This window comes from Hyphomonas sp., assembly GCF_018402285.1.
Lineage (GTDB): Bacteria > Pseudomonadota > Alphaproteobacteria > Caulobacterales > Hyphomonadaceae > Hyphomonas.
The window spans coordinates 248,569-269,764 of record NZ_JAGYJH010000006.1 but is presented as its reverse complement, the minus strand read 5'-3'; the positions used below and the strand labels follow the sequence as shown (position 1 = coordinate 269,764).

The window sequence follows — 21,196 nt, the reverse complement described above, 5'->3', positions numbered from 1 at the left end:
ATTCGGGCCGGGTGAGGTTAACAGATTCTGAACCGGCCCGCCAAATTTCATCTCACTGCCCTTACGGGGCATCAACCCACATCTGTCATAACGCTGGGATGGCGGGCAATCGGGGGGGCAATCTGACCCGGAGTCCGACCGCATGGATGGGACAGAGGTCAAGATGAAAACGGGCCAGAGGAATATCTTCAAGGGGTTTGCCGCCAATGAGTCGGGCAACGTTGCGATGATCGCGGCGCTGACCATCATTCCGATCGTCACGATTGCCGGATTTGCCATCGACTTCCAGGTGACGACGACCCAGAAGGCACGCGTCCAGCAAGCCATCGACAGCGCCGTTCTGGCTGCGACCAAATCGATGCAGGACGGCAAGGACAAGGCTTACACGCTGAAGGAAGCCAACGATTACTTTACCGGCATCCTCAACCAGTCCAGCCACAGTGGCCTGACCTGCACCAAGATCGACCTGATCTACATCGACGCCACCGAAGAGATGGAAGGCCGGGCCAGCTGCGAGCAGAAGACGACGCTGTCGCAGGTGGCCGGTATCCAGAAGCTGGAATTCGACGTGGCGTCGGCGGCCACCTACGGCATCGGCAAGCTCGAGATCGCCTTCGTGTTCGACGTATCGGGCTCGATGGGCTCCAACAATCGCATGACCGATCTGAAAGCCGCTGCGCGGGACGCGGTCGATACATTGCTTCCCGTGGAAGGCTATTCCGGCGACCCGGAAGATGTGCGCCTGGCGATGGTGTCATATGACACGATGGTCAATGCAGGGCCCTACTTCAAGGCCGTGACGAATGTGGACCCGACCCGGACCTACAGCTATTATGGCAGCATCTACCAGGCAACGACCTGCCGCCGGAGGAACTGGCGCGGCCAATGCACTCAATGGAATTATGCCTGGTCCGGGCCCCATTCCCGCAGCCACACCATCACCTCGACCTGTGTGTGGGAACGTGAAGGCGCAGACCGCTATACCGGGCGGGGCCCGGCGAACAATCGCTGGCTGACGCCGATCACGGCCACCTTCAACAACACCAATGACAGCTGGCGGGTGGATAGTGCGGCCAACCCCAACTGCAATTCCGACATTCCGGTGCCGCTGACCCATGACCGCGAAAAGCTGCTCGATTTCATCGACGGCATGAGACCGGTCGGCATGACGGCGGGTCATATCGGCACCGCCTGGGGCTGGTATCTGGTCTCGCCCGACTTCAACACTGTCTGGCCAAGCGGCTCGAAGGCCCTGCCCTATGACGAGCCGGACGCCACCAAGGTTGTGATCATGATGTCGGATGGCGCATACAACCAGACCCGCCCCGGCAGTGGCAATCCGAGCTCGACGACCCAGGCCCGCGCGGTGTGCGACCAGATGAAGGCAAATGACATCGTGATCTATACGGTGGCCTTCAGCGCGCCGACGGCTGGCCAGGAAGTGCTCGCCTATTGCGCCACCAACCCGGCCTTCGCCTTCAAGCCCAGCAATGGCCAGGAACTGACCGAAGCCTACAAGTCGATCGCCCGCTCCATCTCCGACCTGCGCATCTCGCGCTGACCTGACATGGCACGCGCCCTCTGCCTGCTGAGCAGTGACTGACAGATGAGACATCATCGCCTCACCTCCCGCCTTTGCGTGCCCCTGCGCGCCGAAGGCGGGAATGTGGCCATGATTGCCGCCTTTGTCATTCCGACTATTGTGGCACTGGCAGGGATCGCGATTGATCTTCAGAACACCGTTCGCCAGAAATCCAAGGTACAGGCTGCGCTGGACTCGGCTGTGCTGGCCGGCGCGCTTGGCCGGCAGGCGGGCAACACGCCGGCGGAAGTGACCGTGGACGTGCAAACCTATGCCGAAGCCCTGTTCATTGATCAGGGCGGCGGACTGGAATGCGACGCTGTCAATGTCACCTTCGATGAAGCCAATTTCGACATCTACGGCGCCGTGCGCTGTGTCCAGCCGACTTACATTTCCAGCCTGATCGGGCATGACGAGCTTGAGTTCAATGTGACCTCGGCCTCAACCTATGGGGTGGGCAAGCTCGATGTGGCGTTCATCTTCGACGTGTCAGGCTCGATGAACAGCTTTAACCGCCTCGCCCAGCTGAAGACGGCGGCTGCCGCCGCGATCGACGAGCTCCTGCCTGACAGCCGGCCGCGCGATGGCACGGTGCGCCTGGCGATTGCCAGCTACAACCATGCAATCAATGCCGGCTCTTATCTCAATGCGGTGACCGAGACAGTGACCCTGTCTGCCGACGGATCAAACTCCACCGCGCTCGACCGGTACAACAGCCACAACACCAAACGCCTGATCGACCAGGCCAGCGGAAAGCGGTTTTTCTTTTACCAGCGCGGCACCTGCACGAGCAATTGCAGCTACGCGTCCAGCTGGAGCTGGAATGCGGCGCGGCGCTTCTTCGACCAGACGAGCCTTTCAACCAGCTGCGTGCATGAACGTACGGGCACGGACGCCTTTACCGATGCCGCGCCGGGCAATGGCAGCTGGATCGGGGCGGGCAATCCGCGCTGGAATTTCTATGACAGTGCCAATGACAAGTATAACGGCTGGCAGAATGTCGAGAACCAGGGGGCGACCGGATACAATGTCGGCGCTCATCAAGGCCGCCACGGGACGTGCATGCCGTCAGGCCCTGTGCCCCTGACAGAGGACAAGGTCGCGCTCAAGACCCATATCAGCAATCTGGTGGCCGAAGGCGGCACGGCGGGCCATCTCGGCATTGCCTGGGGCTGGTATCTTGTGTCCCCGGAATGGGCGGATATCTGGCCGGAAGCCTCCAAGCCCCTGCCCTATCGCGAGCCGCAAACCTCCAAGGCCGTGATCCTGATGACGGACGGTGATTTCAACATCCAGCACCCCACCGCCTCGAAGAATTCCTTCCGCCAGTCGATGGATCTCTGCGACGGGATGAAGGCCTCAAACCGCCGGATACAGATCTATACCGTCGGGTTTCAGGTGCCTTCCGGCGTGCAACGCACCGGCGACGGTCGCACGATCCTCGAATATTGCGCGACCTCGGCCGATCACGCCTTCAATGCTGACAGCGGCGAAGAGCTGATCGAAGCCTATCGCTCGATCGCCCGCTCCATCTCGGACCTGCGCCTGAAGCAGTGAGACCTGCCATTGCAGAGGCGGCCCGGCGCTGGCAGACGGGGCGACATGTTTGCCTGGATCCCCAACGCCCTGACGATTTCCCGCTGCATGTTCGCGGCGCTGGTGCTGTTTGGTGCCTTCAAGGCGGCGGGCATTGAGCCACTGCTGGCGGACGCGGGCGTGACCGGCCTTGAGCGGGCGCGGTATGCCACCTTCCAGCAGCTCTGGCACCAGTTTGCGCTGCTGGCGTTCATCTCCGGCATGCTGACCGATTTCCTCGATGGCTGGGCTGCGCGCGCCTTCAAGGCAGAAAGCCGGTTTGGCGTGTGGCTCGATCCGATTGCCGACAAGCTGCTGGTGGGCGCGGCGCTTATTGCGCTTGCCCTGGCGCTGAAGACCTGGCTGATCTACGTGCCAGCGGCGCTGATCCTGGCGCGGGACATGTTCATGACCTGGCTGCGCACCCGCCCCGAAGCGGCGGGGATCGTGGCGCCGTCGAAGCTCGCCAAATGGAAGACGGCTGCGGAAATGCTCGCAATTACCGGCCTGATGTTGCCGCTGGCGCTGTGGCCGGTGCCGGAGGCGGCGAGCACTGAAGGCGGCGCGCCCTGGGGCGCGGTGGCGACGGGGGCGCTGGTGCTGGCGCTGTGGGCGGCGGCGGGGCTCTCCCTGCTGACGGGCGCGCAATATGTGAAGGCGATCCAGGGCGGCGGGCGCTGAACGCGAAAACGCCGGTCTGGGGAAGCAGACCGGCGTCGACGTCGATGGGCGGGGTTGTACGCGGGAGAGTGCGCGGCCGCCGATTTGCAGGGTCGTCATTCAGTATGGCGGGAGGGGTAAACCCGACATGTGCCCAGGTTACGCCTCAATTATTAACGAGGAATGAACTCCATTCCGGGCGGCCAGGCAGATGCTTCTGGTAACGCCCGCATGCGCGGTATCTTAACGCGCCTTCTCTGATCGATGACTTTGGCGCAGGCTATGCCGGCCTTGACCTTTTGTCGAAGCTCAAGCCAGACCTCGTGAAGATCGACATGGAGCTGATCCGCGATATTGATAAGGACAATGTGCAGCCGACCAAGCTTGAAGATGCGGCATGATCTGAGCATCAAGGCTATCTGTGAGGCATTGAAACCCTCGGCGAACTGGTCGTGTTGCGGGATATGGGGGTCGAGCTCATACAGGGCTGTTTCCTGTCGCGTCCATCGGTCGCCTCGATTGCACCCGTGCCGCGATTGGAACAGTTGATGCGCCATCCGATAAAGCCGTCCGGACAGGACCCTATCCCGGCAGAATGACCGGTGACGGATGACGGACATTTAACCTCAAGTCCCGGGACCTCCCCGAAGCCGCCCGGCTTCAGCCACAATCGGGATGAAATCCTGCCGGCCATGAGCCTGCTTCGCCCGAAACATCCCCGCCGCCCGCAGCCCAACATCTTCGCGATCCTGATCGCGATGCTGGCTTTCCTCTGCCTGCCGGCACTGTTTGCCTTTGCCCATGCGGATGTTGTGCCTGAGACTGCCCGCTCTCGGGCGGTCTATGCGGCGCAGGAAGCGCCAATAAGGGCCGCGCTGGCGGAGAAGGGCCTGACACTGGGCAGCCCGGTTTTCCTGCAGATCACCAAGCAGCCGGGCGAAGTGACGGCGTTTGTGAGGGACGAGGAGGGCCGGTTCCAGCCCTTCCGGACCTGGCCGGTCTGTGCAGTTTCCGGCGGGCTGGGGCCAAAGATGCGGGAGGGCGACTTCCAGGCGCCGGAGGGGTTTTACAAGGTTAAGCCCGCGCAGATGAACCCGGCCTCGAGCTTTCACCTCTCCTTCAATCTGGGATACCCCAACGCCTTTGACCGGGCCGCCGGGCGGACGGGCAGTTTCCTGATGGTGCACGGGGCGTGCGCGTCGGTGGGCTGTTTTGCGATGACGGATGAGGGGATCGAGGAAATCTGGACGCTGATGCAGGCAGCCTTCGAGGGCGGGCAAGCCGGCGTGGACGTGCACATCTTCCCCTTCCCCCTGACGGACGCCAATCTGGTGGCGCATTCAGCCAGCGAACATGCCGGGTTCTGGCAGGGGCTGAAACCGGGCTGGGACAAGTTTGCGCAGACCGGCGCACCGCCCGCCATCAGTGTACGCAACGGAGCGTATCAGGTGCGGTGAGCCCAGTAGGGCGAGATGGGCTGGCCGCCGTAAAGTTCCTCAAGGCGCATCCGGGTGCCCTTATTTGTGCCCTCCGGGGGCAGAACCGGATCGACCCAGGCAGTCTCGGCAATCTCGCCGAGGGACGTGGCCTTGACGGGCTCCCAGCTGCCCCAGGGCAGGCGGTAGAAGAGGACATGATCGTTCGGGAAGTTGTGGTGGTTCGAGTAGATGCTGATCAGGCACGGCTCGGAGATGAGACGTACGCCGGCTTCCTCGACAAGTTCCCGGCCGAGCGCGTCGAGGGCGGGCTCACCCTTCTCGACGCCGCCGCCCGGCATGTACCAGCCGCGGATATAGGTGTGGCGCACCATCAAGACATGGCCCGCCTCATTCTCAACCGCGGCGCGCACACCGAGCGTCATAGGGCGGCTGAGGCGGAACCAGGACTGGAAGAGACGGGTACGGATCTTTGACATGACCGGTCAGTCAAGGACAAATTCGGACGCTTTGTAGCCCTGGAAGAAGAGGGCCGCGGTAAGGTCGGTATGGCGGATGGAACCGGCCGCTTCGGCCGCAACGACCGGCTTGGCGCGATAGGCGACGCCAAGGCCGGAGGCACGGATCATGTCGAGATCGTTAGCCCCGTCGCCCATAGCGAGGGTCTCTTCGGCGCTGGCGCCGAGGGCGGCGGCTGCTTCCAGGAGCGCCGTGCGCTTGGCTTCGCGGCCAAGGATCGGGCGGCCGACCTCGCCGGTGAGGGTGGCCCCGTCATCGATCAGCGTGTTGCCCTGATGGCTTTCAAACCCGGCGAGCTCGGCGACGCGGGACGTGAAATAGGTGAAGCCTCCGGAGACCAGCAGGGTGGCCGCGCCATGGGCTTTCATGGTGGCGATCAGCGTGCGGGCACCGGGATTGAGGGTGATGCGCTCTTCCAGCGTGCGGGCGAGGGCGCCCAGAGGGAGCCCCTTGAGCATGGCGACGCGCTCGGTCAGGGCCGCCTCGAAATCCAGTTCGCCGCGCATGGCGCGTTCGGTAATTTCGGAGATCTTTGCTTTCAGGCCGACCGCGTCGGCGATTTCATCGATGCACTCCTGGCCGATGATGGTGGAGTCCATGTCGGAGATGAGGAGGCGTTTCCGGCCGAAGCGGGCTGCGGGCAGGATGGCGGCATCGATGGGGCCGGCAGCCTCCAGCGCATTGCGGAGGACGCCGAGCCCTTCGGTTGCTGCGGTAAAGCGCAAGGCACCCGCGTGAAGCGGGCCGGTATCGGAAAGGCAGGTCCAGCCGTTGGGCGTGCCGCCAGCGGCGAGGACAGATGTTTCTGAAAGCTCGCCCAGGCGGGCCTCTGCCCCGCTGGAAACAGCAACCAAGACCCAACCCATCTGCATTCTCAAGGCCCTCTTCGAAGCTGGCCGTCTCTAGGTGGCTTTCCTCGAGGGCTGCAAGTCCTTAGTTGTAGGGGATGCATCCTGCCATCCTGATACACGGCCCGACGGCCAGCGGAAAATCCGCCCTTGCCATTGAACTCGCCCGCAAGCTCGGCGGCGAGGTGATCAATGCCGATTCCATGCAGGTTTACAGGGACTTGCAGGTCATTTCTGCCCGCCCGACCGAGGAGGAAATGGCCGGCGTGCCCCACCATCTGTTCGGCCATGTCGACGCAGCGACGCGCTATTCGACGGGCGAATGGCTGGAAGCGGCGCGCAGCGTGCTCAAACGCCTGCAGCGGCAGAACAAGCATGCGGTGATCGTCGGCGGCACAGGACTTTACCTGCTGGCGCTGACGCAGGGCCTTTCCGACATTCCCCCGGTGCCCGACGATATCCGCGCCGAAGTGCGCGCCATCTCCGACACCGAAGGCGCAGATGGCCTGCGGGCGCGCATTGCCCCGCATGATCCCGACCTTGCCGAACGCCTTGGCACCGGCGACAAGCAGCGCCTGGCGCGGGCCTATGAGGTGTGGCTGGCGACCGGACGGCCGCTGAGCGACTTCCAGTCCGAGCGCCAGCCGCCGGTGCTGAAGGAGGGCGAATGGACAGGCTTTGCCCTCACCCCGCCGCGCACTGCGCTCTACAAGAAGATAGACCGGCGGTTTGAAGGCATGCTGATGCAGGGCGCTGTGGAAGAGGCCCGCGCGCTGGTCGCCCGCGATCTCAACCCCGAACTGCCGGCGATGAAAGCGTTGGGCATGCCCTCGATTGCCGCATTCGTGCGCGGTGAGATCAGCGCCGAAGAGGCCGCCGAAAGCGCCAAACGCGAGTCACGGCGTTATGCAAAAAGGCAATTTACCTGGATCGGGCGGCAGTTTCCGTTATGGCCACGCATCCCTTCCCCTGAAATCGGCGACCGGCTGAGGGTTATTTTTGCCCTCTATCGTGAGATTGACACCGCCGACGCGGAAGATTATGCCTGAACTCCCGTAATTGAGGAAACGCCAAGTGCGCGCCAAAAAAGTAGTAATTCTTAAGTGCCCGTAGCTGCCCTTCGACCAGGCAGTTGCGGGTGCGCGCACAAAAGGGCTTCCTCTGGAGGCCCTTTTTCTTTTGGCCGAGCCCTTTTTGAACCCTACGCAGAAACCCTCCTCCCGGAAGCTGAAGCCCATGACCACCAAGACGAAGGCCAAGCCCGCCGCTGACACGGCCCCCCCCTCCGCCCCGCGCCTGATGACCGGTGCGCAGATTGTCGTGGAAGCTCTCCGCGAGCAGGGCGTATCGGTAATGTTCGGCTATCCGGGCGGGGCGGTGCTGCCGATCTACGACGCGCTCTACGGGCAGGACGCGATCCGCCACATCCTCGTGCGCCATGAACAGGGCGCCGGCCATGCCGCCGAAGGCTATGCGCGCTCGACGGGAAAATGCGGCGTGGCGCTGGTCACCTCCGGGCCGGGCGCGACCAACATGGTCACCCCGATCACTGATGCGATGATGGATTCCATCCCCATGGTGGTGATCACCGGGCAGGTGCCGACGCATCTGATCGGGACCGACGCCTTCCAGGAATGCGACACGACCGGCATCACCCGCACCTGCGCCAAGCACAACTATCTCGTCACCGACGTGAACCAGCTGGCGCGGACGATCCATGAAGCGTTCTACATTGCCACCAATGGCCGGCCTGGCCCGGTCGTCATCGACATTCCCAAGGACATCCAGTTTGCCACCGGGCCCTATGTCGGCAAGGCAGGCATCCTGAAGCCGACCTATGTGCCCCAGACTGAGCCAGTGCCTGAGGCAATCAAGGCGGTGGTCGACCTGATCACCAAGTCCTGGCGGCCGGTTTTCTATACCGGCGGCGGCGTGATCAATTCCGGGCCCCGCGCCTCGGCTCTGCTGCGCGAGTTGCAGGCACTTACAGGCATTCCGGTAACCTCGACCCTGATGGGGCTGGGCGCCTTTCCCGCCAGCCATCCCGACTGGCTTGGCATGGTGGGCATGCATGGCAGCTTTGAAGCCAACAATGCGATGCATGACTGCGACCTGATGATCTGTGTCGGCGCACGGTTTGATGACCGGGTGACGGGCCGTGTGGACGCGTTCTCACCGAAGTCGAAGAAGGTGCACATCGACATCGACGCCTCCTCGATCAATAAGATCGTGCGGGTGGATGTTCCGGTGCTGGCCGACTGCGGGCAGGCGCTCGAAGCAATCCTTAAGGAGCTGAAGGCGCGCAAGGCGAAGCTGCCGGACATGGGGCCCTGGAAGGAACAGATCGGCGCCTGGCGCGCCCGGCGCTGCTTTGCCTACAAGGGCTCAAGCGAGGTGATCAAACCGCAATACGCCGTCGAGCGGCTCTATGCGCTGACAAAGGACAGGAACGCCTACATCACGACCGAAGTGGGCCAGCATCAGATGTGGGCCGCGCAGTTCTATCATTTCGAGGAGCCCAACCGCTGGATGACCTCCGGGGGGCTCGGCACGATGGGCTACGGCCTGCCGGCCGCCGTGGGCGTTCAGGCCGCCCACCCCGACGCGCTGGTCATCGACATTGCCGGGGAAGCCTCGATCCAGATGATGATGCAGGAGCTGTCCACCGCCGTGCAGCACAAGCTGCCGGTGAAAGTGTTCATCCTCAACAATGAATGGATGGGCATGGTGCGCCAGTGGCAGGAGCTGCTGCATGGAGAGCGCTATTCGCATTCCTATTCGGAGAGCTTGCCGGACTTCGTGAAGCTCGCCGATGCGCTGGGCGCGCATGGTATCCGCTGTGATGATCCGGCAGAGCTCGACGCGAAGATCCTGGAAATGATCAACCATGCCGGGCCGGTCCTGTTCGATTGCCGGGTGGAACGGGCTGAGAACTGCCTGCCGATGATTCCGTCGGGCTCGGCGCACAACCAGATGATTCTCGGCGAGATAACGGGTAACGAGATCGGAGAGGCTGGCCGCGGGCTGGTCTAGGTTTTTCCGGTCAGGACCGGAGCAGAGGGAATTTCATGGACGCCGCAGGCATTTTTGACTGGCTGAAGGGCAATGCCGAGATTTTCATCGGCATCCTTTCGGCCATTGTCGCGCTGATCAGCGCGGTCGTGGCGCGCGGGGAGACAGCCAGGCAGCGCAAGCTGCAGACCGAGCGCCTGCGCCAGAGCATCGACTCAGCCAGCCTCGAATGGGGCGGGGCCGCGATCGACACGCTGGCGCGCTGCGCGACCTTTGTCCGCACCCGTCACATGCATGCCAATGACGGGGCGTTCCTCGCTGCCAAGACCAACATGATGATCGTCCTCTCGACCCTGGTGGACCGGGGACGGATGTTTTTCCCGAACATAGATCCGGACGGAAAAGGCGTCGAAAAGGAAGGCGCCTATCGCGGATCGCGCCCACCGATACTTGATGCGCTGATGTTCACCTATCGGGAAATCGAGGCACTGACCCGGGAGGGCGGACCGCCTTCGGAGGAGTGCGCCGACTTCATCGACGAATGCCGCCGGCTGCTGGTTTCCGAATTGCAGGCCCATCTCGACCCGCGCCGCCTTGACGAGATCGTCGAGCGGTATGATGACCGCACCAAAGAAAACCGGGCCCATGCCAAGGAGCAGACCGCCGCGCTGCGGGGCAAACTTCTGGCGCGGCGGCCGAATGTGGTTCTGGATCGCGGATTTGCAAGCAACACCCAATCGGAGCGCCCCCAATGAGCGATGGCACACCCCCTCCCGGTCAGGCGCCGAAATCAGCCTACTTCCTTGCCCATGAGGATGAGGAAGTTGAACGCCGTACGCTGGCGGTGATCGTCGACAACGAGCCGGGCGTGCTGGCGCGCGTGGTCGGTTTGTTCTCCGGACGCGGATATAATATCGACTCCCTCACTGTCGCCGAAGTGGACGCAAGCCAGCACCGCTCGCGCATCACCATCGTGACGCAGGGCACCGGGCATATCCTGGAGCAGATCGAGGCGCAGCTTCTGCGGTTGGTGCCGGTGGCCGAGGTGATAGACATCACCAATTCCAAGCGCGGGATCGAGCGCGAGCTGGCGCTGGTGAAGGTGGCAGGAACCGGCGAGAAGCGCGTCGAGGCGCTGCGGATCGGGGAGATTTTCCGGGCGCATGTCATCGACACGACGAATGAAAGCTTCATCTTCGAGGTGACCGGCGCGTCAGACAAGCTCACCCAGTTCATTGACCTCATGCGCCCGCTCGGTCTCGTCGAAGTGAGCCGGACCGGCGTGCTCTCGATCAAGCGCGGCAAGGAAAAGGGATGATTGCCGTGCGCCTTCCTTTCCTGCTCTTGGCTCTGGCAGCCCTTCCCCTGGCTGCGGCCGCGCAGGCAGCGCCCTGTGCTCCGCTCACGAGTGATGAGGAGCGGCTGGCATGCGATGCCGGGCGCGCGGATGCCATCGTTTCGCGCGGCGAGCAGCTGTTTGGTGCGGCGCCGGAAGACTGGCTGCGGATTGTCGACACTGTCTCGCTGAGCGGGGCGTCATATGTTTATTCCGTCAGCGAGGAGAAACCCTACCTCTTTCTGGAAGCGCGGTCGGTTCCGCGCCGGGATGCGGGCGGGAACGCGCCGGCCTGCCAGCTGCGCACGACGCTGCCATTGGATGTGGCGATAAAAGTGAAGGACGCCGCTGCGGCCATCAAGGCTGCGCCGCCTGCTCTCTATGGTCCGCGCGAGGCGATGACGGTCAATCCCGATGGCTCGCGCAGCATCCGGTTGATCCTCGACAGCCACGACATTATCACCCGCCTCGGAACTGGCGAAGGCGCTCTGACCTTCTCGCGCCTTGCCGTGACCCAAGATGACATCTCCCGGCTCAACAATCTCGTTATCGGTGTTGCCAATTTCAGCAGTGACTGGATCTGCGGTACCGACTGACCTGACAAGCCCCTCCCTCAACTTTCATCCACCGGAGCTTTTGCAAGCACATGAAGATCTACTACGAAAAAGACGCAGACATCTCCCTGATCCAGAAACTGAAAGTCGCCGTTGTCGGCTATGGCAGCCAGGGACATGCCCATGCGCTGAACCTTAAGGATTCCGGCGTAGAGCAGATCAAGGTGGCGCTGCAGGAAGGTTCCGCCTCGCGCAAGAAAGCCGAAGCGGCCGGCCTGGAGGTCGTGACCGTGACCGAAGCGGCCAAATGGGCCGATGTGCTGATGATCCTCGTGCCCGACGAGAAGCAGGCTGTACTGTACGCCAACGAGATCGAGCCGCACCTGCGCGCGGGCCAGCATCTGATGTTCGGCCACGGCTTCAACATCCATTACAATCTGATCCGTCCCCGGAAGGATGTGGACGTGTCGCTGTCGGCGCCCAAGGGCCCGGGCCACACGCTGCGCAACCAGTACCAGATGGGCTTTGGCCTGCCCGGCCTGATCGCCATCCATCAGGACGCAACCGGGAGCGCCCAGGCCGTTGCCCTCTCCTACTCCAAGGCCATCGGCAACACCCGCGCGGGCGTGATCGAGACCTCCTTCCGGGAAGAGACCGAGACCGACCTTTTCGGCGAGCAGGCCGTTCTCTGCGGCGGCATCGTCGAATTGATCAAGGCCGGTTACGAGACACTGGTGGAAGCAGGCTACGCGCCGGAGATGGCGTATTTCGAATGCCTCCACGAGACCAAGCTGATCGTCGACCTGATCTATGAAGGCGGCATCGCCAACATGAACTATTCGATCTCAAACACCGCCGAGTATGGCGAGTATGTCACCGGGCCGCGCCTTGTGAACGCCGAGACGAAGAAGGAAATGAAAAAGGTTCTCGAGGACATCCAGAACGGCACGTTTGCCCGCAACTGGGTTCTGGAAAACCAGGCCGGCGCGCCGGGCTTCCACGCCATGCGCCAGCGCATGAGCAGCCACCCGATCGAGGAAGTGGGCGAGAAGCTGCGCGGCATGATGCACTGGGCGCAGAATGACCGGCTTGTGGACAAGAGCCGTAACTAGGGCAACGCTGCTCCATGACCGACAGGTCTCCGCCTCTTCCCGGGTTCTGCCATCGCCTTGCGACGGCGTCGGATGAGGCGGAGATCAGTGTCCTGATGGACCGGGCGATCGGCGAATTGCTCAAGGGGTTTCTCAGCCCCGAGCAGGTCGTCGTATCGCGCTCCATCATGGGGCTTGACCGGACGCTGATCGCCGACGGCACCTATTTTCTGATACATGACGATGAAACCGGCGCTCTTGTGGCGTCGGGCGGTTGGAGCCGTCGCGCGACGCTCTATGGCGGGGACCATTCCACGGCCCAGCGCAATGCCGCGCTTTTGCGCATCGGCGAAGACGCTGCCCGTATCCGCGCAATGTATACCCATCCCGGCTTTACCCGGCGCGGCCTTGGCCGCTACATGCTGGCCATCTGCGAGGAGGCGGCGCGGGCCGCAGGCTTCTCCCGCGTCGAGCTGATGGCGACGCTGGCGGGCAAACCGCTCTACCGCGCCTGCGGATATCAGGAAATCGAGTACATCATCAGCGCCTCGGAAAACGGAGTGGACGTGCCGGGGTTGAGGATGGGAAAAGCGATTTAGTCTGCCGCCCGATTAAGGTCGACCGGGCCGTCGAGGCCGGGAACTTTGCCCTTCATCGAATATTGCCAGATAGCGTAGGGCAGGTCCGGCGGGCCACTGAGGGAGCGCACCCAGAGAGGGTGGCGGCCAAACCCTTCCCCGGCAAGCCATTCGGCATGGAAGGCGGGCGTCGTGTAGATGACCGGGACGGCGCCGTATTCTTCCTCAAGTGCGGCGAGAAACACTTCCAGATCCGCGAGGGTTTCGGCGCGGCTGCCGCGCGGGGCACAGTTGTGGGCGTGCTCCAGATCGACCGCTGGCGGAAGCGCGCCGGCGCGCACCTCGACCTGGCGGATGAAGTTGGCAGCCTGCCGGCGCCCGTCCTGGCAGAGGAGGTAGAAATGGTAGGCGCCTGCCTGCCAGTGATGGCGCACGGCGCCCTGCCAGTTTTCCTGGAAGCGCGTATCGACATGCCCCTCCCCTTCGGTGGCTTTGAGATAGACAAAGTCCAGCCCCGCCGCAGACAGGAGGGGCCAGTCAGCCGGGCCGTTGTGATGGGACAGGTCGATGCCTTCTGCGCCCGGTGCGAGCGGCAGGGCGCGATCTGGCTCGACAGGGGACGGTTTTGGCCCGCAGGATGCAAGCATCACCAGTGTGGCCAGCACGGAGAGGGCGCCAGGGGGCATGTTCATGTCCCCGCGCCCCGCATGACTGTCCCGAACTGGATCACCTTGGACATGATGGCCCCTCATCAACGGGTGGATATTGGGAGACGCAGCATGGCCACCGACAAATCAAGAACCCCACCGCCCCAGGCCACCCCGCCTGCGCCAGCAAAACCTGCGCCCCAGAACGGGACAGGAAACGTTATCGCGGCCGGTTGCCGGATTGTCGGAGACCTGACAATTTCTGGTTCGCTCCGCCTTGGCGGAGACGTGCTGGGTGATGTGACCTGCGAGGGCGCGCTGACGGTCGAAGCCGGGGCGAGCATCCGGGGACGGGTAAGTGCGGCTGAAATCGTCGTGATGGGCACGCTGGTCGGTGAGATCGTCGCGGCGCGCCGGATCGAGGTTTCCAGGGGCGCCCGGATCGAGGGATCAATCTTTTCACCGTCGATGCGGGTTGAGGGCAATGCGTGTGTGGACGGCGACCTGCTGATTGCGCCGGAACGTTCGCCCGCCCATGCCGAGCGGGCGAAAGCACTCACAGCCCAGAAACCGGCAGGCGAGCCGGCCGCCACGGTCACCGGAGCCTAGTTGTTGCGGATGTTGCGCAGGCGCTGCATCGTGTCGTCGTCAGCGTCGAACGCGCCCAGCGTCTGAAGACGCTCGCAGGCCCATTGATATTCCTTGTCGCAGGCTTCTTTCAGCGCGCGCGTGCCGCCGGCAACATCCTTAGGGCCACCGGTGCCGGTATAGGCCATGTTGCCCCAGGCCGCGCAGCCGCTGACTTCGCCAAGCTCGCACGACTTCTCGTAGAGGCGGCGGCCCTCGGCCGGATTGGCGGTGACGCCCCGGCCCTGGACGGTGAGATAGGCAAGGCCTGCGCAGCCGCGCGCGTCCTTGGCATCGCAGCCCTTCTTGTAGCTGGAGGCGGCCCCGGCAAGATCCTGCATGCCGCCCAGACCCTTGCGCTGCAATTCTGCCAGCTCGTAGCAGGCCTGGTATTCGCGGGCTGCGCATTTTGTACGGGCCTCTTCGCGCGCTGCTTTCAGCTGCGCAAACTCGCCTTCTGCCTTTTCCAGGGCGAGTTCCGCCTGTGTGCGCTCGACACGCCCGGTAAGCCCTTGCGCCCACACCGGCAGGGCCAGGGCCGAAGCCATGAGGGCTGCGCCAAGCATCATGAGAACCTTTTTCATGGGTCGGGTCTCCTTTTCCTGTGTGGTGTTCTAGGGGCAAAATTAGGCAAGGCTGGGGCAAGGCGCCCGTCAGATTGCAGTAGCCTGACAGGGCGCGCAGGACTAGCATCGCCTCAACTATTCCAAAACAGACGGGAGATGCGACGATGGCCGCAAAAGATCAGGTGCCTATGGGCTCGGGCTTTCATGCAAAGAGCACTGCGCAGGAAGTCGTGCAGGGGATCGACCTTTCGGGGAAAAACGCGGTGGTCACCGGGGGGTATTCCGGCATCGGGCTTGAGACCGTTCGCGCCCTGGCGGGAGCTGGCGCGCGCGTGACCGTTCCGGCGCGGCGCCCGGACACAGCGCGCGAGGCCCTGGCCGGCATCAACGGCGTCACTGTTGCGGCGATGGACCTTTCCGACCTTTCCAGCGTCCGGAAATTTGCAGACGACCATGTCGCAACCCAGGGCAAGGTGCATCTGCTGATTAACAATGCCGGGATCATGGCCTGCCCGCTCGCCCGCATCGGCCCGGGATGGGAGAGCCAGTTCGGCACCAATCACCTCGGTCACTTCACGCTCTATCAGGGCCTCCTGCCAGCGCTGCGGGCAGCGGAAGGCGCGCGGGTTGTGGCGCTCTCGTCCACCGGGCACATCCTTTCTGACGTGATCTGGGATGATCCCAACTACCAGTCGCGCAAATACGACAAATGGGAAGCCTACGGACAATCCAAATCCGCCAATGCGCTGTTTGCCCTGGGGGTGGACCTTCGTGAAAAGGGCAATGGCATCCGCGCCTTCTCGGTGCATCCTGGCGGCATCTTCACGAACCTGCAGCGCCACCTGCCGGATGAGGAAATGGTCGTGCTGGGCTGGAAAAATCCGGACGGCAGCCTGCCCGAGCGGATCAAGGCCTCGTTCAAGACGCCGGAACAGGGCGCTTCCACAACCGTCTGGGCGGCGACGTCTTCCGGGCTGTCCGGCAAGGGCGGGGTGTATTGCGAAGACTGCGACATTGCCCAGGCCGCAACGCCCGACAGCCTGCGCTATCAGCATGCCAGGGAATGGATCAGCGATGATGCCCGCGCCGAGAAGCTGTGGGCGATGAGCGGGGCATTTCTCGCCAGTGCCTAAAGCCCTGCCGGGTTCAGATTGACGCCCACGGGCTTTCAGCGCACGAGAGCGCCATGAGCGATAGCGAGGCACAGACCAGCCCGAATACTGACCTTCAGGACGGCGCCCGGCCGGCCGCGTCCCGGCGCGCGATCTTCCTGGGGCTGGGGCTGCTGGCGGTGATCATCGCCGTGTTTGGCGCTGGCAAGGCCGGCCTGCTGCCGGACGCAGAGACCGTGACCGGCTGGATGGAATCCCTCAATGACAGTCCTTGGGGGCTCCTGGCAGTGGTTGCGGTGTTCTGCGTTGCCGCCTTTGTCGGCATCCCGCAATTTGCCCTGATCGCGACGACCATCGCCGTGTTCGGGCCCTGGTATGGGGCAGGCTATTCCTGGGTTGCCAACATGGTGTCGGGCGCGATGACCTTCTGGATCGGGCGGGCCGCCGGGGAGCAGGCTTTCCGTCGCTATGCCGGGGCGAGCGCGCAGAGGCTGTCGCGCTTTGTCGGGCGCAATGCGATGCTGACGAGCGCGATCGTGCGAAATGTGCCAACCGGACCATTCCTGCTGGTGAACATGGCGTTTGGCGTCAGCAACGCCAAATTCAGCGATTACTGGATCGGCATGGGCCTCGGCATCATTCCGAAGATCGCCCTGATCGCCTTTGCCGGGCGCAGCCTTCTGGCGGCGCTTCAGGGCAATATCCTCGTCGCGCTGCTGGCAGCGGTGGCGGCCGTCGGCACCTACATTGCCGGGTATCTCTATTTCCGGCGCCGGGCTGCCCGGGCAGGGCAAATTATTGCGGACACCAGCGCACCGCCGGTTGACAGCACCCGCCAAGCCGTTGATTAGAGTGGCCATGCGCAAAGTTCTACCCCTTCTCCTTCTGCTTACCGGCCCCTGGCCGGGGACGGACGCCCGAGTCTGAGGGCGGCCGCGCGGCCAGGGGATCTGAGAAAAAGAACCGCTTTCTTCCCTCCTTTCCGCAGAGCTACGCAAATCCATGACCTCCAAGACACCCGCCGCGACCGCCGCAAAGAAGCCTCGCGTACTGATTTTCGACACCACGATGCGCGACGGCGAGCAGTCGCCGGGCGCTTCCATGACGCTCAACGAAAAGCTTGAGCTGGCAAACCTGCTGGAAAATATGGGTGTGGACATCATCGAGGCGGGCTTCCCGGCAGCCTCGGCTGGCGATTTTGCCGCTGTCAGCGCGATTGCCGCCCAGTCCAAGAGCGCCGTCATTTGCGGGCTTTCGCGCTCGACGCCGAGCGATATCGACCGGTGCGGAGAAGCGGTGCGAAAATCTGCCCGCCCGCGGATCCACACCTTCATCTCCACCAGCCCCGTGCACATGAAGCACAAGCTGAAGATGGGCCCCAATGCCGTGCTCGAAGCGGTTGGCCGCTCGGTGGCGCAGGCGCGCAATCTGGTGGACGATGTGGAGTGGAGCGCCGAAGACGCGACCCGCACCGAGTTTGACTTCCTCTGCAAGTGCATCGACACCGCGATTGCCTCGGGCGCGACGACCATCAACGTGCCCGATACCGTGGGCTATTCCCACCCGGACGAGTATGGCGCGCTGATCCGGCGGCTGATCGAAAACATCCCGAACTCAGATAAAGTGATCTGGTCGGCCCATTGCCATAACGACCTTGGCCTCGCCGTCGCCAACTCGCTGGCGGGCATGGCCAATGGCGTACGCCAGATCGAATGCACCATAAATGGCCTCGGCGAGCGGGCGGGCAATGCGGCGCTCGAAGAGATCGTCATGGCGATGAAGGTGCGCGGGGACACCCTGCCCTACGATACCAATATCGACACAAGCTATCTTGCCCGCGCCTCGGCAATGGTGAGCCGGATCACCGGCTTTCCGGTGCAGTACAACAAGGCCATCGTCGGCAAGAACGCCTTCGCGCATGAAAGCGGCATCCATCAGGATGGCATGCTGAAGAATTCCGAAACCTACGAGATCATGAAGCCCGAAGACGTGGGCGTGGCAAAAACCTCGCTCGTCATGGGCAAGCTGTCTGGCCGCAATGCCTTCCGCGACAAGCTGGAATCGATGGGCTATACGCTCGAAGCCGACGCCCTCAATGATGCCTTCAAGCGCTTCAAGGACCTGGCCGACCGCAAGAAGCACGTGTTTGACGATGACATCATCGCGCTGGTTGACGAACAGCTGGCGGCTGAAGGTGAGCGGATCGGGTTCAAGCGCCTGCGCGTGGTCGCCGGCACGGAAGGTCCGCAGACGGCCGAAATCGATCTGACGATCGACGGCGAGGACAAATACTCCATCGCGCGCGGCAATGGCCCGGTGGACGCGGTATTCAATGCCATCCGCCAGCTGGTGCCGCATCATGCGGTCCTGGAGCTTTACCAGGTGCATGCCGTGACCGGGGGAACAGACGCGCAGGCGACCGTCTCTGTACGGCTGAACGGGGATGGCATCATGGCGACGGGCCGGTCGTCGGATCCCGACACGCTGGTTGCAAGCGCCAAGGCCTATCTGCACGCGCTCAACAAGTTCGAGGTTCGCAAGGCCAAGCGCAGCCGGGCTGCCTGACGCGGTATTGACGCCGGGCGATCAGCCCCCGTCGCGTTCCCCGAAGCCATCGGCGACCAGCGCGGCGATGGCTTCGACCGCTTCTGCCGCTTGCGGGCCGGAGCCTGACAGCTCAATCTCGCAGCCGGTATGGGCCACCAGCATCAGGAGATCCATGATCGAGCGGGCGTCGGCCTGCTCGCCTTCATGGCGCACGATCACGCGGGCATCATATTCGGCGGCGAGTTTGGCGACCTTTGCGGAAGCGCGCGCATGCAGGCCCTTGCGATTGACGATGGTCACACGCGCAGAAGCGGCCGGCACAGAGGTCGACATCAGGGCAGCCTGGCGAGGAGCTCGGACGCGATGGTCACATATTTGCGCCCGCCCTCGGCTGCGGCGATAGCCGCCTCCTGAAGGCTGAGCACTTCGCGCACTTCTGCCAGCTTGATCAGCATCGGCAGGTTGGCGCCTGAGACGATTTCCATCGGTACGCTGCCCCGGATGGAGAGAACGAGATTGGACGGCGTCCCGCCGAACATGTCGGTCAGGACAACGACACCGCGCCCGTCATCGCAGGCTTTGACAGCAGCGAGGATCTGTTCCCGCTTGAGGTCGAGGTCGTCATCTGAATCGATGGAAACAGCCCGCGCACGCCGAAGGCGGCCCACAACATGCTCCGCTGCCGCGACGAGCTCGTGGGCCAATCTTCCATGGCTGACAACAACAATGCCGATCATTCCGCTACTTGGGACGCAACCCTGAACGTTAAACTCCCGTCACGTTGTCACGATGCTGCGGCGCGTCAAGGCGCATTCGGCTGATGGCGCGGCGCTTTCCTCAGCCGGTGTGGCCGAGACCCAACACATCATTCATGTCGTAGTGGCCGGGCGCCTGCCCCGCCGCCCAGATGGCCGCATGCAGCGCGCCTTCGGCAAAGACCGAACGGTCGAGGGCCGTATGGGAAAGGCGGATCAACTCCTTCTCGGAGCCGAACGTGACCTCATGCTCGCCGATGACCCCGCCCGCGCGGCGCACGGAGAAGCCGATCCTGCCGGTTTCCCGCCTTGCGTCCGGCCCGTCATAGGGGGCAGAGCGAAGCTCGCCCAGAGGGGCGCCCCTGCCCTCTGCCGCGGCTGCGCCCAGCATCAGGGCCGTGCCCGAGGGCGCATCGGCCTTCATCCGGTGATGGGTCTCGAGCACTTCGATGTCCCAGTCCGTGCCGAGACGGCTGGCGGCTAGCCGGGTGAGCGCCTCCAGGAGATTTACGCCGATGGAGAAGTTCCCGGCCTTCACAATGGCAAAGCGCGAAGATGCCGACGCGATGGCATCTTCCTCGGCGGCGCTAAAGCCGGTGGTGCCGATGACAACGGCGCGCACGGAAGTGGCAGCCAGGGACTTCAATGCTGCGATCGTGGCTTCCGGCCGGGTGAAATCGATCCAGACGGCAGCATCGGCGGCCGCGCTGGCGGCGTCAGCGACCGGATGAAGGCCGACCGCGCGGCGCCCGGCCAGGATGCCGATATCCTCGCCATAGGCGTTGGCCGCGGCGACTTCGGTTCCGCCGGTGATCCTGATGCCCCGGTCAATCGAGACGGCGGCGAGCTGGCGCCCCATGCGCCCGGCAATACCGGCAATGGCAACGCTCAAGGGACCTTCAGGGTTAGTCATCCATTTTCTCCGCTGCAGTGTCTGCCCGTGTCTGTTCCAGTTCTTCCCGCAGGCGGGCAAGCTCGCGCTCGCGCAGCTCGTCGGAAAAGGCGCTGGCGAATACGCCTGCCGGCAGGGCGACGACGCCAATTCCTGCAATCGCAATGATGCCTGCGCAGAAGCGGCCGAGCGGGGTTATCGGGTAGACATCGCCATAGCCCACAGTCGTCAGTGTGGCCACCGACCACCAGATGGCGCGCGGAATGGACGCAAAGGCCTCCTGCTGCTCGCCTCCGACGCCCTCGACGAAATACAGAAGGACTGCGGCGACATAGACGAGCGTTACCGCAAGGGCGAGCGATGTGAGAAGCAGGGAGCTTGCCCGCCTTACGGCGGCGCCGAGCGCCCCGAAGGCAGGGATAAAGCGGGCGATCTTCATCAGGCGGGCAAGACGCAGGACGCGCAGAACAAGCAGGCTGGACCCATGGCCCATCGCCATCAGGACAAGTTCGGGCAGGAAGGCGAGCAGGTCCGCAATCGAATAGAATTTCGCCATGTAACGCAGGCGCCCGCCGAGCCCGCGGTACTGCGGATCAATCCCGGCGCACCAGACACGCGCGACATATTCCAGCGCGAAGATCACGACGACCGTGATGTTGAAGATGTCGAAGGCCTGTTTCCAGCCCGGTACGGCCTGGAGGACCGGCTCGGTCTCCAACGCCAGGAAGAGAAAGCTCAGGATGACCAGCCCGACAATACAGGCATTCGTCATCGAGAGACCTGACCGGCGCGCCTCTGGGGCCAAGGCTTCGTAAAGCTGCCGTTTCAGTTCCATCCCGGCTGTCCCCTTGCTACCGTA

The 21,196-nt window shown here is 63.5% G+C and carries 24 protein-coding genes; 16 read left to right on the top strand and 8 right to left on the bottom strand.

The window, feature by feature from the left end:
- The first annotated feature begins 142 nt into the window (after positions 1 to 142).
- The 5 genes from KG722_RS13110 (at position 143) to KG722_RS13090 (ending at position 5,274) form a co-directional block, all read left to right on the top strand.
- On the top strand, positions 143 to 1,561 hold the full coding sequence (locus KG722_RS13110) for a pilus assembly protein (RefSeq protein ID WP_213272274.1): 1,419 nt from the start codon (positions 143 to 145) through the stop codon (positions 1,559 to 1,561).
- A 45-nt stretch (positions 1,562 to 1,606) separates the two neighbouring features.
- Positions 1,607 to 3,139 (top strand): TadE/TadG family type IV pilus assembly protein, encoded by a 1,533-nt coding sequence (locus tag KG722_RS13105; protein WP_213272273.1) that lies wholly within the window; start codon positions 1,607 to 1,609, stop codon positions 3,137 to 3,139.
- A 45-nt stretch (positions 3,140 to 3,184) separates the two neighbouring features.
- Positions 3,185 to 3,838, top strand: coding sequence for a CDP-alcohol phosphatidyltransferase family protein (locus tag KG722_RS13100; protein WP_213272272.1), 654 nt, complete (start codon positions 3,185 to 3,187; stop codon positions 3,836 to 3,838).
- A gap of 236 nt (positions 3,839 to 4,074) precedes the next feature.
- Entirely contained in the window at positions 4,075 to 4,218 is a 144-nt protein-coding gene (locus tag KG722_RS13095; RefSeq protein ID WP_213272876.1) for an EAL domain-containing protein, read from the top strand.
- Positions 4,219 to 4,509: 291 nt separating this feature from the next.
- The gene (locus KG722_RS13090) at positions 4,510 to 5,274 is read left to right on the top strand and encodes a murein L,D-transpeptidase family protein (RefSeq protein WP_213272271.1); all 765 of its coding nucleotides are present in this window, start codon (positions 4,510 to 4,512) and stop codon (positions 5,272 to 5,274) included.
- Here KG722_RS13090 and KG722_RS13085 read toward each other — a convergent pair.
- Together KG722_RS13085 and serB are read right to left on the bottom strand one after the other, a co-directional pair.
- Positions 5,262 to 5,732, bottom strand: coding sequence for an NUDIX domain-containing protein (locus KG722_RS13085; protein WP_213272270.1), 471 nt, complete (start codon positions 5,730 to 5,732; stop codon positions 5,262 to 5,264). The two genes, KG722_RS13090 and KG722_RS13085, sit on opposite strands and share 13 nt — an antisense overlap.
- A gap of 6 nt (positions 5,733 to 5,738) precedes the next feature.
- Positions 5,739 to 6,638 (bottom strand): phosphoserine phosphatase SerB, encoded by a 900-nt coding sequence (gene serB, locus KG722_RS13080; protein WP_213272269.1) that lies wholly within the window; start codon positions 6,636 to 6,638, stop codon positions 5,739 to 5,741.
- Positions 6,639 to 6,718: 80 nt separating this feature from the next.
- On the opposite strand from serB, the gene miaA reads away from it, so the two are divergent.
- The 7 genes from miaA (at position 6,719) to KG722_RS13045 (ending at position 13,212) form a co-directional block, all read left to right on the top strand.
- Complete coding sequence (miaA, locus tag KG722_RS13075; RefSeq protein WP_213272267.1) at positions 6,719 to 7,669, top strand: tRNA (adenosine(37)-N6)-dimethylallyltransferase MiaA; 951 nt, start codon at positions 6,719 to 6,721, stop codon at positions 7,667 to 7,669.
- 250 nt (positions 7,670 to 7,919) lie between these two features.
- Positions 7,920 to 9,653, top strand: coding sequence for an acetolactate synthase 3 large subunit (locus tag KG722_RS13070; RefSeq protein WP_213272874.1), 1,734 nt, complete (start codon positions 7,920 to 7,922; stop codon positions 9,651 to 9,653).
- A gap of 35 nt (positions 9,654 to 9,688) precedes the next feature.
- Positions 9,689 to 10,387, top strand: coding sequence for a hypothetical protein (locus KG722_RS13065; protein WP_213272266.1), 699 nt, complete (start codon positions 9,689 to 9,691; stop codon positions 10,385 to 10,387).
- Complete coding sequence (ilvN, locus tag KG722_RS13060; protein WP_213272264.1) at positions 10,384 to 10,950, top strand: acetolactate synthase small subunit; 567 nt, start codon at positions 10,384 to 10,386, stop codon at positions 10,948 to 10,950. The genes KG722_RS13065 and ilvN overlap by 4 nt, the downstream gene beginning before the upstream one ends.
- Positions 10,947 to 11,564 (top strand): hypothetical protein, encoded by a 618-nt coding sequence (locus KG722_RS13055; RefSeq protein ID WP_213272262.1) that lies wholly within the window; start codon positions 10,947 to 10,949, stop codon positions 11,562 to 11,564. Before ilvN ends, KG722_RS13055 begins: the two co-directional genes overlap by 4 nt.
- A 50-nt stretch (positions 11,565 to 11,614) precedes the next feature.
- Positions 11,615 to 12,634, top strand: coding sequence for a ketol-acid reductoisomerase (gene ilvC / locus KG722_RS13050; RefSeq protein WP_213272261.1), 1,020 nt, complete (start codon positions 11,615 to 11,617; stop codon positions 12,632 to 12,634).
- Between the two features lie 14 nt (positions 12,635 to 12,648).
- Positions 12,649 to 13,212 carry a GNAT family N-acetyltransferase gene (locus KG722_RS13045; protein WP_213272259.1) on the top strand — a complete coding sequence of 188 codons (564 nt, stop codon included), beginning with the start codon at positions 12,649 to 12,651 and terminating at the stop codon, positions 13,210 to 13,212.
- Here KG722_RS13045 and KG722_RS13040 read toward each other — a convergent pair.
- On the bottom strand, positions 13,209 to 13,883 hold the full coding sequence (locus tag KG722_RS13040) for a glycoside hydrolase family 25 protein (protein ID WP_213272257.1): 675 nt from the start codon (positions 13,881 to 13,883) through the stop codon (positions 13,209 to 13,211). The genes KG722_RS13045 and KG722_RS13040 overlap by 4 nt on opposite strands.
- A gap of 87 nt (positions 13,884 to 13,970) precedes the next feature.
- Here KG722_RS13040 and KG722_RS13035 point away from each other — a divergent pair, with 87 nt between their 5' ends.
- Positions 13,971 to 14,447 carry a polymer-forming cytoskeletal protein gene (locus tag KG722_RS13035; RefSeq protein WP_213272255.1) on the top strand — a complete coding sequence of 159 codons (477 nt, stop codon included), beginning with the start codon at positions 13,971 to 13,973 and terminating at the stop codon, positions 14,445 to 14,447.
- On the opposite strand, the gene KG722_RS13030 is transcribed toward KG722_RS13035, so the two are convergent.
- Entirely contained in the window at positions 14,444 to 15,049 is a 606-nt protein-coding gene (locus KG722_RS13030) for a hypothetical protein (protein WP_213272254.1), read from the bottom strand. The two genes, KG722_RS13035 and KG722_RS13030, sit on opposite strands and share 4 nt — an antisense overlap.
- Before the next feature lie 146 nt (positions 15,050 to 15,195).
- Between KG722_RS13030 and KG722_RS13025 the strand changes: the two genes are divergently transcribed.
- The 3 genes from KG722_RS13025 (at position 15,196) to KG722_RS13015 (ending at position 18,708) form a co-directional block, all read left to right on the top strand.
- Positions 15,196 to 16,164: an oxidoreductase gene (locus KG722_RS13025; protein ID WP_213272252.1), complete on the top strand. Its 969-nt coding sequence runs from the start codon at positions 15,196 to 15,198 to the stop codon at positions 16,162 to 16,164.
- Positions 16,165 to 16,217: 53 nt separating this feature from the next.
- Complete coding sequence (locus KG722_RS13020; RefSeq protein ID WP_213272250.1) at positions 16,218 to 16,994, top strand: VTT domain-containing protein; 777 nt, start codon at positions 16,218 to 16,220, stop codon at positions 16,992 to 16,994.
- Positions 16,995 to 17,145: 151 nt separating this feature from the next.
- A complete protein-coding gene (locus KG722_RS13015; protein ID WP_213272248.1) occupies positions 17,146 to 18,708 on the top strand; it encodes a 2-isopropylmalate synthase in 1,563 nt (520 codons plus the stop codon).
- 21 nt (positions 18,709 to 18,729) lie between these two features.
- Here the strand turns inward: KG722_RS13015 and KG722_RS13010 are convergent, their stop codons facing one another.
- The 4 genes from KG722_RS13010 to KG722_RS12995 all read right to left on the bottom strand — a co-directional run bounded on the left by KG722_RS13010 (position 18,730) and on the right by KG722_RS12995 (position 21,172).
- Complete coding sequence (locus KG722_RS13010; RefSeq protein ID WP_213272246.1) at positions 18,730 to 19,023, bottom strand: HPr family phosphocarrier protein; 294 nt, start codon at positions 19,021 to 19,023, stop codon at positions 18,730 to 18,732.
- Complete coding sequence (locus KG722_RS13005; protein WP_213272244.1) at positions 19,023 to 19,427, bottom strand: PTS fructose transporter subunit IIA; 405 nt, start codon at positions 19,425 to 19,427, stop codon at positions 19,023 to 19,025. Before KG722_RS13005 ends, KG722_RS13010 begins: the two co-directional genes overlap by 1 nt.
- Positions 19,428 to 19,527: 100 nt before the next feature.
- Positions 19,528 to 20,358, bottom strand: coding sequence for a 4-hydroxy-tetrahydrodipicolinate reductase (dapB, locus tag KG722_RS13000; protein WP_213272242.1), 831 nt, complete (start codon positions 20,356 to 20,358; stop codon positions 19,528 to 19,530).
- A complete protein-coding gene (locus KG722_RS12995; protein ID WP_213272240.1) occupies positions 20,351 to 21,172 on the bottom strand; it encodes an ion transporter in 822 nt (273 codons plus the stop codon). The genes dapB and KG722_RS12995 overlap by 8 nt, the downstream gene beginning before the upstream one ends.
- Positions 21,173 to 21,196: the final 24 nt, after the last annotated feature.